This window comes from Mycobacterium sp. MFM001 (assembly GCF_003402475.1).
GTDB lineage: Bacteria > Actinomycetota > Actinomycetes > Mycobacteriales > Mycobacteriaceae > Mycobacterium.
In genome coordinates this window covers 132,957-143,172 of sequence record NZ_BFAB01000008.1, presented here as the reverse complement: position 1 = coordinate 143,172, position 10,216 = coordinate 132,957, and the positions used below count along the sequence as shown (strand labels likewise).

Sequence of the window (10,216 nt, the reverse complement as noted above, 5' to 3'; positions counted from 1 at the left end):
GACACGTGTCCGACCCGGTAGCCCGGGAGTCGACGAGACGGCGGCTGACCGCCAAGCAAGCCGACACCGTCGACCGGCTGGGCCACGCTGCAATCGAGGTGCTGAGCCGAGAAGGCTTCTCCGGGTTGACGATTCGCAGAGTTGCGGCCGTGGCCGGCGTCGGCGCCGCGACGGCGTACACGTATTTCGCGTCCAAGGAGCACCTTGTCGCCGAGGTTTTCTGGCGGCGGTTGGCGTCGACGCCGGTTCCGCCCAACGACTCGCCGGATCCCGCCGACCGCGTCATCGGGGTACTGCGGCACATCGCGCTGCTGGTCGCCGACGAGCCCGAGCTGGCCGGGGCCGTCACCAACGCGTTGCTGGGCAAGGATCCCGAGGTCAAGCATCTGCGGCTGCGCATCGGCCGCGAGATCCACCAACGCCTGCTCACCGCGCTGGGTTCGGACGGCGCTCCCGACGTCGTCGAATCGCTGGAACTGCTCTATGCGGGGGCGCTGGTGCGCGCGGGGATGGGTTACGCGTCGTATGCGCAGATCGCCGAGCGACTGGAGACTTCGGCGCGGCTGCTGCTGAAATAAGCCGGCCGCCAGGCGCGGCTGGCATGATCTCGAGGCGTGGACGTCGACCATCCGGAGCGCGATCAGCCTTGGGATGAAGCTGCCCGCTCGGAAACGGAAACCGAACGACTGGACCGCAATTGGGCCAGCCTGCTGCAGGAATTGCGGGTGGTGCAAACCGGTGTCCAGCTGTTGACCGGTTTTCTGCTGACGTTGCCGTTTCAGCAGCGGTTCAACGGGCTCGGGCCGGCGATGCGCGCGGTGTATCTGGCCACCGTCGCCTGCTCGATCAGCTCGACCGTTTTGTTGGTCGCGCCAGTTGGGATGCATCGGTTGCTGTTTCGGCGGCATCGTTTGAAAGCACTGGTGTCGACCGCGCATCGGTTCGCGTACACCGGTTTGTTGCTGCTGGGGTTGGCGCTCGTCGGCGTCACGGTGGTCATTTTCGACTCGGTCGCCGGCCACACCGCCGGTCTGGTCGCCGGGGCGTGTGCGCTGATCGCGCTGGCCGGTTTGTGGGTGGTGCTACCACTGTGGATGCGCAGTACCGGCGCCCCGCCGGACCACTGATCGGTTTGCGCATCGGTCAGCCTGGGAACATATCCGCCATGTTGCTTCGTAGAATCGCTCGCCCCCTGTTGTCAGCGGTATTCATCGGCCAAGGTGTCGAGACGCTGCGAAACCCACAGAGCAGCGCCGATGCTGCGCAGCCCACCCTCGACGCCTTGCGGACACTGCCCGATCCGGTAGGGCCCAAGGTTCCCGCCGACCCCCAGACGGCCGCGCGGATCAATGCGGCCGTGCAGGTCGGTGGCGGCCTGCTGCTTGCCACCGGGAAGATGCCGCGGATCGCCTCGGCGGCCTTGGCGTTCACCGTGATCCCGGGCAGCCTTGGCGGGCACCTGTTTTGGAACGAGTCCGACCCGCAGCGCAAAGCCCAGCAACGCCGCGACTTCCTGACCGATTTGAGCTTGCTCGGCGGGCTGATCATCGCCGCAGCCGACACCGAGGGAAAGCCGTCGCTGGGATGGCGTAGTCGACGGGCCGCGGGCCGGATTTCCGAAGCCGTGTCGGGTGCGCTGCCGCTCGGCGGATCCGACAACGCGCTGCTCGACTCCGAGCTCGGCGAACGGATCGGTGATCTCGGGGAGAGGATCGGTCACGGCCTGCAGCTCGGCGCCGAACGCGGTCGCGAATTGGCCAGCGTGGCGGCCGAAAGGAGCGCCCCGCTGGTCGAGGCTGCCCGTGAGCGGGGCGCTGAGCTCGCCGAAACCGCTCGCGAGCGCGGTGCGGAGTTCGCCGACATCGCCCGCGAGCGCGGTGCGGAGTTCGCCGAGATCGCCCGTGAGCGCGGTAGCGAGTTCGCGGAAACCGCCCGTGAGCGCGGCACCGAATTGGCCGATACCGCGCGCAAGCGGGCCGACGGCCGTCGCAAGCGGTTGCGCCGTGCCGTTAACCAGCCGGCCTGGCGAAACGCGCTACCGCTGGGTTGATGTCGACGGGTGCCGTGCGTGCCACCCATAGAGCACCCACGACGCCGCCACCACGGCGAACACCGCAACCTGCACCGCCCCGGCCCAGCTGGCCGGGTACAGCACCCCGGTGATGTAGTGGGCGATGAATCCCTGCGACGGCAGCGGCGGCATGCCGGCTTTCGCGCGGCCCCACCGCTCCACCCAGGTGAGCGGGCAGTCGAGATGCGCCGTGGTGATCGCAACACCCCACAGCACCGCGGGGACGTGGAGCCAGATGGTGCGTGGCCAGCGCAGTGCGACGAACCCGCCAACGACCAGGTAGGCGATGAAGGCGAAATGGGTGGCTACCGCCAGCGCCACCACCGATTCGTACATCGCTAAGTATCGTAAATACAATGACGACACCTCAGCCCGATCCCAATTCGCCGCAGTACGGGTATCCCCCGCCGCCTTCTGATCGGCGACCGGGCGGGCTCGGCGAACGTTTTTTCGCCCGGCTGATCGACGGGATCATCGTCAACATCGTCGCGTTCGTGCTCTCGCTGTTCATGCTCGACAAGGACTATTGGTTCCTGGTGACCGGACTGTTCTCCGGTGTGCTGATGTTCAGCTATTTCGTGCTCTTCGAAGTCACCCAGGGCTCCAGCCCGGGTAAGAAGCTGCTCGGGCTGGCGGTCCGCGGCGCCGGCGGCGCGCCCAGGCCCGACGCGAAACAGTCGGCCATCCGCAACGCGTTCACTCTGCTGGCGGTCGTGCCCTACTTCGGTGGCCTGCTGGCCTTCATCGCCTATGTGGTGATCGCCGCGACGATCAGTTCCAGTCCGACCAAGCAGGGCAAGCACGACGAGTTGGCCGGCGGCACCCAGGTGGTCAAGCGCTGAGGTAGCTCTCGACGATCGTGTCGACGGAGTTGTCGACGTCGATCGTGATCCCGTGCTCGTCGGGTTCGAGGGGTTCCAAGGTCTCGAATTGCGACTTCAGCAACGACGAGGGCATGAAGTGGCCGGTGCGACCGGCCTGCCGGGCGGCGATCAGCTCCGGTGAGCCGCTCAGGTGCAAGAACCGGACCTTCGGGCAGTGTTCGCGCAACTGGTCGCGGTACGTGCGCCGCAGCGCCGAGCAGCTCATCACCCCGCCGTCGCAGTGATCGGCCAGCCACTCCCCGACGGCATCCAGCCACGGGTGACGGTCGTTGTCGTCGAGCGGTTTACCCGCGGCCATCTTGGCGATGTTGGCTTCGGGGTGCAGGGCGTCGGCGTCGGCGAAAGGCACGTTCAGGCGACGCGCGAGGGCCGCACCCACCGTCGATTTCCCCGATCCCGAAACCCCCATCACCACGATCGGCGGCGTCGCAGTCACTGCGGTGGCCGATTGCGGTTCCATTCCAGCCAGCCCACGCCGGTTCGGCCGTCGGCGGTGCTGACGCTGCCCCACGCTCGCGGAAACCGGCTGACGCGACCGTCGTCGCCGACGAGCCGCAGCGGCGCGTGGCCGCGCAGGTCAACCGTCGCGGTGATGCCGCCGGGGTCGACGGCCAACGCCGCTTCGGTCGGTAACCCGTTGTCGCCGAATACTTCCCGACCGGCGACGGCAGTCAACTCGGTGACTGCGTCGTTGTTTTGGACATAACCGATACCGATCGGTTCAGTGCCGGGTATCCGGATGTCGACGGCGTGCAGGTGGGTTCCGTCGTCGAGATGCAGTGCACTCCAGTTCCAGTCCATCCCCCACCAGTCGCGCACTCCCCACGAGTGGTCACGCTGGCCCGGCACCGAGTCGACGCGGTATGGGGTGCCGTCGACGGTGACGTTGCCCGACACCGTGCACGGAATCTCGTAGCGGGTGGTCAGCCGGTACTGATACGGTGTGCCGTCGGTGGTCCACACCAGATCCATTGCCACCTCGACCGGTTCACCGGCCTCGCCACGCAACAGCGCGGACGGATCTGTGTAAGACTGGCCGCGGCCTTGCAGCCCAACGCGATACGTCTGCAGCGGGGTGTCGGCGGAGTGGGTGAAGTGGGCGGCGTCCGTTCGCAGCGCCCACGGGTCGGCGGGTAGCGGGGCGTCGAACTCGACGACCGCGATCGTCGGCATCTCGGGCCCGCACAGCAGCGCGTGCAGCCATGCCCGATTCTGGTTGGGCATCAACCCGAGCCTGACCCAGCCACCGAAACCCTGTGCGGCGTCGGTGAAGTCGGCATACCAGCTTTCACTCCACAGCGACTCGCCGGTCGCGGTGTGCGCGGCTTCGTCGTCGTGCGACGGGCGCAGGGGCTCCAGCGGCGCGGGTGCGGGCAGCGTCGCCAGCGCGTCGGTGTCGAGCACATGCTCGCAATGGCGTTCCAACATCGTCATGAACATCGCGTCGCCACGCTCGGTGCGTTCCACCAGCATCGACGACACGATGGCCATCATCACCCCGAAGAAGCTCTGCCGGCGCACGCCTTCACGCACGTCGCCGAGACTGATCGGTGCGTTTGCGCCGAGCGCATCGTGGTAGGCACTCAGCAGCCCGTCGTACTGTATGCGCCGGTCCGCCGCCGGCAGCGCGCAGCCGAGGAAGTAGGCCAGATCGGTCATCGCCGGAGCCCAGGTGACCGTCTGCCAGTCGACTACTGTCAACGGGCGCTCGGCGCCGACGGCACCGAAAAGCATGTTGTCCAAGCGGTAGTCGCCGTGCACCAGACCGTGCAGGCTGTCCGACTCCTGAGCCAGATACGCGTCAAAGGCGCCGACCAGCCTTTCGCACACCGCGCGGTGTTGCGGTGCGATCCGGTCGCTGTAGCGGTCGACGAAGCCGGCGTAGAGCTGGGTGATCAGCGCCTGGTTGACTGGCGTGTCCCGGTTCAGCCACGGCGCGTCGGCGAGCGCGGCGTCACCGAGCAGCGGGCCCTGCAAGCGGGCCAGTTCACGCACCGCAAGCTCGGCCTGAGTGGCTGTGGCGCCGCGGATCTCGTCACCGACGACCGCCGGGCTCGCGTCGCCGAGCAGCACGTCGAAGGCGCCGGACGCTGCGTCGATCGCGGCGTGGTAGCACGGCGCCACTGGGCCGGACAGTCGCGGCGCAACTTCGCGGTAGAAACGGACTTCACGCTCGTAGAGACCCAGGCTCAGCCCGGTTTGACGGCTCACCGGGTCGGTGGCCGCGACTTTCAGCACCACCGAATCTCGCTGTGCACCAACATCTTTGTTGGTCAGATAGACGCGGTAGCACTCGCTCATCTGGCCCGTGCCGATGCGTTCGACGGTGAAATCGGTGACGGTCCCGGTGCCCAGCACAGCGGTCAGCCATGCTGCGGTGAGGTCGGTTGGGCGTTCGACGACTGTGTCCGCCTGTGGCATCATCGTGAGATCACCGCGCCAGCGAAAAGCCCTGCCATGCCATCCTCCGCTCGGGGTGCGGGTCGAATTCGACATGGGAGTTGCGGTCGAAGACCATGACGGCGCGGTCGGGGTCAGTATAGGCGGGCCAGTCGTCGCCCGGTACCCCGGTGCGGCTGAATGAGCGCCAGCGCCTTTGTATTTCGTTGCTGACCCGAAGCGCGGACCGCCGATCGCCGGCCGCGGTCAGCAGCGCACCCAGTCTGGTGCGATAGACACCGAAGACGGCGAGCAGTTCGGTGGCGTGGGTGGCACCCAGACCCGACCAGCGCAGGGTACGCGGCGAATAGTCGTAGCGATACAAATAGGTTGGCGCGTGGGCGCCGTGGGCTTCCGCGATTTCCCACGCTGCCGAGCCGAAGGCGAAGTCGCCGCCGAGCCGGATGCATGCGGACGGCTCGGGATAGTCCGGGTAGGCGCGGGTAATACGTTCCCGCGCAGCCGGATCAACCTCGGCCAGCAGCGCTTCGATCATCGGCTCCGTGGTCGGCAGCAGCCGCAGGAAGCGCGTGAACAGGCGGCCCTCTTCGGCGTTGGTGCCGACGATGAGTGGAATACGGTGTGCCTCGCCGCGGCGCATCGCCTCGAGAGGATCCAGCGGCAGGCAGTCGTCGCCGAACGCCGGGCCGAGCGGGAAGGCGCCCAGGATGTCTCGCACACCCTCGTCGATCAGACGGTTTTGCGCGCCAACCAGTTCGGCGGGCGTCGCCTGCATCAGCGCATGGGCGGCATCTTGCCGGCGTACCCCGAGGAGCGCGGCGTAACGCGACGCGAAGTCGGCCGCCAGCTCGCTCGAACGCACCATACCCGAGGCGGGGCTCTCAGAAATAGCATGGGAGAACAACCCTTTGGCCTGCGGTACGGCCATCATCGTGGCGACCGCGTGGGCGCCCGCGCTTTCGCCGAACAGGGTGACGTTGTCGGGGTCACCGCCGAACTCTGCGATGTTGTCGCGCACCCAGCGCAGCGCCATCACCAGGTCACGCAGAAAAAGGTTGCTGTCGATGGTGATATCGGCCGTCGACAGCGACGACAGGTCCAGACAGCCGAGCGCCCCGAGCCGGTAGTTCACCGACACGTACACGCATCCGCGGCGAGCCAGCGCGACGCCGTCGTACAGCGGAGTTGCCGAGCTGCCCAGGATGTATCCCCCGCCGTGCACGAACACCATGACGGGCAGCGATTCGCCGCGCGCGTCTTCGGGGGTGACGACGTTGAGCGTCAGGCAGTCCTCGCCTCTGGGCTGAAATTTGCCGGGACCGAGGATGGTGTAGCGGCGCTCTTGCGGAGCGCATTTGGCGAACGCGTGGCAGTGCCGCACACCCGACCACGGCTGGACCGGTTGCGGCGCCCGGAATCGCAGCGGCCCGACCGGTGGGCGGGCGTAGGGAATGGAACGCCACCGGTGCACGCCGTCGCGGGTGAAGCCCTCGACGGTGCCGGCGGCGGTGCGTGCGCGGACGGTGTGTTCGTGCATGTTCCGACGGTAGCGAACTACGCCGCCCGCTAGCCTAACGACATGCGAATTGCCGCGCTGCTCGCAGCGTCACTCCTGGTCGCCGGATGTTCGCACCAGATCACCGGCCGCCCGACACAGACGTCGACGCCGGGCCCGGCGTCGTCGCACGCGTCGGCAACCCCGCCGTCGTCCAGCAAGCCGGCTGCCCCGTCGGCGGGCGCGCCGATCGGCGACGTGATCGCGTGGATCGACGGCGGTTCGCCCGCCGACCCCGCCGGTTTTCACCGCGCGACGCGTAACGGCGTCACCACCGATCTCGGCGACGACATCGCTTTCACCGTTGGCAAAGTCGCCTGCATGACCGACACCAAGCACACCGACGGCGCGCTGGCCTGCCTCGTCGACCTGACCAATCCGCCGCCGCGACCGGCGACGGCGTACGGCCACTGGGAGGGCGGATGGGTGGACTTCGACGGCGCCAGCCTGCAAGTCGGATCGGCGCGTGCCGATCCCGGGCCGTTCTCCCGCGGCGACGGACCCGAACTGCCGGCCGGAAAGTCGTTGTCGTTCGGCGACTATCGTTGTCGCGCCGACCAAGACGCGGTGGTGTGCGTGAATTACGCCCACCGCTCGGCGGTTCGGTTGGCCGCCGCCGGAGTGCAACCATTCGGATGCCTGCAGTCGTCACCGCCACCCGATGGTGTGGGCGAGAAGTTCAGCTGCTGAAACCTGTTGCTACTGCTGGCCGATGTCGAGTACCCGGATCTCCCCGGTGCCGCCGTCGACCTCGACGAGCGCGCCGGGCGGCAGACGCCGGGTAGCGCCGGCGACGTCGACCACACAGGGAAAGCCGAACTCGCGGGCCACCACCGCGGCGTGCGACATCGGGCCACCGAGCTCCGTCACCACCGCGGCCGCATAAGAGAACGCCGCGGTGTAGCCGACGTCGGTAACCTCGGCAACCAGCACCTCGCCTGGTTCCAGCTCGTCGATGGTCTCCGGCCGCACAATCCGGACCCGCCCGCGCACCCGTCCCCCGCAGACGCCGAGGCCGTGCAGAGTCTCACCCACGGTCAGCACGGTCGCCAGTGTGCTGCCGGCCTGCCAGCTGCCGCTGAACACCGCGGGCGGACTGATATCGGCCAGTTTGGCGCGTTCCGCGCGCCGTCGCGCCACGATGTCTGCCGCGTCGGCGGGTAGCGCGTCGAGTTCGTCGACCAAGAGATAGAACACGTCGTCGGGGGCATCGAGAACACCGGAATCGACCAGGCGGCGGCCGTATTCGCGCAGCAGTCGTCGCAGCACCCAAATGGCGCGCACCATTCGGTCGCGGCGAGCTTCGCGATCGCGCAGCTGACGCACGGCCAGCGCCGCGACGGGCCGGGCCTGCACGGGGATCGGCAGGTGCCGCGGCTCCGGGATCGTGGACGTATTCAGCGATTTCGCCACCATGCGCAGTAGCAGCTCGGGATCGTCGGCGTAGGTGGTCGACAACATCTCGACTTCCGCGGGACCGCGGTGCCCGATCAATGCCAGCTCGGCGAGAACGGCGGCATGGAATTCCGGTGCCTTGTGGGCCAGCGCATCGAGGTGCTTGCCCGGTTCGGCGAGTATCCGGGCCACGTTCGGGTCGCGCCGCGCCACGGCCACCAGCCGGTGCAGCGCGCCCAACAGGCGCGCACTGACCAGGTCCTGCCCGGCCGACGGCGCGATGTTGCGCCCGCCCAGGCCGCGCAGCAGCACGCTGAACGCCGCGAACGTCATGAACGACCCCGATGCCAGCACCCAACCGTGTACGACGAGGTCGCGCGCCAGCAGGATCAGGCTCAGCAGCCGGCGTTCGTCGAGTTGGGTGAGATCGCCGGCTGTCAGATGTTCCAGGCGGTCGACGTCGGCGATGTAGTCGCGCGTATCGCGTGCCGTGCCGGCGCTCAGCCCGACCAGGTTGAGGCCGAATATCCCGAGATTACGTAAGGTGCGCAACGGTTTTGGCACACTACGGGGCTCGGGCGGCAGCCGCTGTTCGCCGAAAATCGGCAACGTGGCCAGGCTGGGACCGAAGAACTGGCTGTTGGCGACCACCGACTCGGGCTTGACGAACGGCACCGTTTCGGCCATGAAGTGCGCGGTGGTGATGGCGCCGTAGAGCCGGTGGGCGAACACTCCGACTGTGCGCGTGGCGATTTCGTGTTGGACCAGGCCGCCCGGGCGCAGCCGCTCGGCGATGCCCACACCGCCCGCCCGCAGGCCGCGCACCGCCACCGAGGCCGACGACGGCGAGAACGGCCCCGGCAGCGCCTCGGACAGGTTGGTGGCCAGAAACATCGGGAACCGCGGGTCGATCGGTGTGTCGAACTCGCCGTTGCTGCCCTCGGGGCCGGCCAGCACGGGCACGGTCCCGTCCGCGGCCGGTGCGTCGACAGAGGGAATGTCCTGCACAGTGGTGAGCTGCCAGGGCAGCGCCACCACCCCCCGGCCGATGCGCACCCGACCGCGCACAGCCAGCGCGAAGTCGTCGATGCATTCCCGGGCCGTCCAGGTCGGGGTGAATTCCCATTTGTCGCACAGCAGCGAGGTGTCCATCGGCGGGGCGCTGAGCAGTTCGGCGAACGAGCCGCCCGCCCACCGGCGCAGCGCGGAGGGAATCCGCACGAGCGGACGGCCCAGTGCGGCGGCAATTTCGGCGAACGTCGGCTCCCCCGGCGCGGCGAGGTTGACCGGCCCGCTGTCGATTCCGGGGTCGAGGATCGCCCGCACGAAGAGCCGATGGGCGTCGTCGGCGTGCACCACCTGCAGGCGCTCGGATGCGTGGACGCCAGGAAGGAGCGCCGCTGCGAAGAGCCGCAGCACACAGTTGTCGACGTTGCGGCCGAGGATGGTCGCCGCGCGGATCGCCACCCACTCCGTGTTGCCGTTGGCCAGCATCTCCTCGACGCGCGCCTGCTGGCGGCCTTGTGCGGACGCCGGATCCAGCGCCTCGTGCTCGGTCGACGGCGACGCGTGCGTGCGGCGCTGACCGTAAACGTGCGCCGAGGAGGCGAATACGACGCGCCGGACGCCGGTTTTTGCCATCGCGTCGAGGACATTGGCGGTGCCGCCGATGTTGACCTCATCACTGGTTGCCCAGGCGCAGTGCGCGACGACGTCGGCGCCGGAGATCGCTTGCCGCACCGCGGCCGCATCGCGGATATCGGCTTGCACGAATTCAGCTGTGCTGGGCCAGCTTTCGGGGCGCTTCCTGGACAGCCCGACGACGTCGTGGCCCAGGGTGAGCAGCCGGGCCGCGATGCCGCGACCGAGGACGCCGCTGGCACCGGTGACGGCAATTCTCACTGACCGACC

At 68.3% G+C, this 10,216-nt stretch carries 10 protein-coding genes; 5 read left to right on the top strand and 5 right to left on the bottom strand.

The genetic code is table 11. The features are described from left to right. Positions 1-5 precede the first annotated feature (5 nt). Genes MFM001_RS15835 through MFM001_RS15825 form a run of 3 tightly spaced genes read left to right on the top strand, consistent with a single transcriptional unit; the run spans position 6 to position 2,050 of the window. Positions 6-578, top strand: coding sequence for a TetR family transcriptional regulator (locus MFM001_RS15835; RefSeq protein WP_116376232.1), 573 nt, complete (start codon positions 6-8; stop codon positions 576-578). A gap of 36 nt (positions 579-614) precedes the next feature. Continuing rightward, on the top strand, positions 615-1,127 hold the full coding sequence (locus MFM001_RS15830; protein ID WP_116376231.1) for a DUF6328 family protein: 513 nt from the start codon (positions 615-617) through the stop codon (positions 1,125-1,127). Between the two features lie 38 nt (positions 1,128-1,165). Then, on the top strand, positions 1,166-2,050 hold the full coding sequence (locus MFM001_RS15825; RefSeq protein ID WP_116376230.1) for a DoxX family membrane protein: 885 nt from the start codon (positions 1,166-1,168) through the stop codon (positions 2,048-2,050). On the opposite strand, the gene MFM001_RS15820 is transcribed toward MFM001_RS15825, so the two are convergent. Beyond that, entirely contained in the window at positions 2,036-2,407 is a 372-nt protein-coding gene (locus MFM001_RS15820) for a DUF2784 domain-containing protein (protein WP_116376229.1), read from the bottom strand. The two genes, MFM001_RS15825 and MFM001_RS15820, sit on opposite strands and share 15 nt — an antisense overlap. Before the next feature lie 20 nt (positions 2,408-2,427). Between MFM001_RS15820 and MFM001_RS15815 the strand changes: the two genes are divergently transcribed. Further along, positions 2,428-2,913 carry an RDD family protein gene (locus MFM001_RS15815; protein WP_116376228.1) on the top strand — a complete coding sequence of 162 codons (486 nt, stop codon included), beginning with the start codon at positions 2,428-2,430 and terminating at the stop codon, positions 2,911-2,913. On the opposite strand, the gene MFM001_RS15810 is transcribed toward MFM001_RS15815, so the two are convergent. From MFM001_RS15810 to MFM001_RS15800, 3 genes are read right to left on the bottom strand one after another with little or no spacing between them, the layout of a single operon-like run. Beyond that, positions 2,903-3,415 carry a gluconokinase gene (locus MFM001_RS15810; RefSeq protein ID WP_116376227.1) on the bottom strand — a complete coding sequence of 171 codons (513 nt, stop codon included), beginning with the start codon at positions 3,413-3,415 and terminating at the stop codon, positions 2,903-2,905. The two genes, MFM001_RS15815 and MFM001_RS15810, sit on opposite strands and share 11 nt — an antisense overlap. Then, positions 3,388-5,379: a phosphotransferase gene (locus tag MFM001_RS15805; RefSeq protein WP_116376226.1), complete on the bottom strand. Its 1,992-nt coding sequence runs from the start codon at positions 5,377-5,379 to the stop codon at positions 3,388-3,390. The genes MFM001_RS15810 and MFM001_RS15805 overlap by 28 nt, the downstream gene beginning before the upstream one ends. Before the next feature lie 7 nt (positions 5,380-5,386). Continuing rightward, positions 5,387-6,892 (bottom strand): carboxylesterase/lipase family protein, encoded by a 1,506-nt coding sequence (locus MFM001_RS15800; RefSeq protein ID WP_116376225.1) that lies wholly within the window; start codon positions 6,890-6,892, stop codon positions 5,387-5,389. A 42-nt stretch (positions 6,893-6,934) separates the two neighbouring features. On the opposite strand from MFM001_RS15800, the gene MFM001_RS15795 reads away from it, so the two are divergent. Next, complete coding sequence (locus tag MFM001_RS15795; RefSeq protein WP_116376224.1) at positions 6,935-7,600, top strand: hypothetical protein; 666 nt, start codon at positions 6,935-6,937, stop codon at positions 7,598-7,600. A 9-nt stretch (positions 7,601-7,609) separates the two neighbouring features. Here the strand turns inward: MFM001_RS15795 and MFM001_RS15790 are convergent, their stop codons facing one another. Then, positions 7,610-10,207 (bottom strand): NAD-dependent epimerase/dehydratase family protein, encoded by a 2,598-nt coding sequence (locus tag MFM001_RS15790; RefSeq protein WP_116376223.1) that lies wholly within the window; start codon positions 10,205-10,207, stop codon positions 7,610-7,612. Positions 10,208-10,216 lie beyond the last annotated feature (9 nt).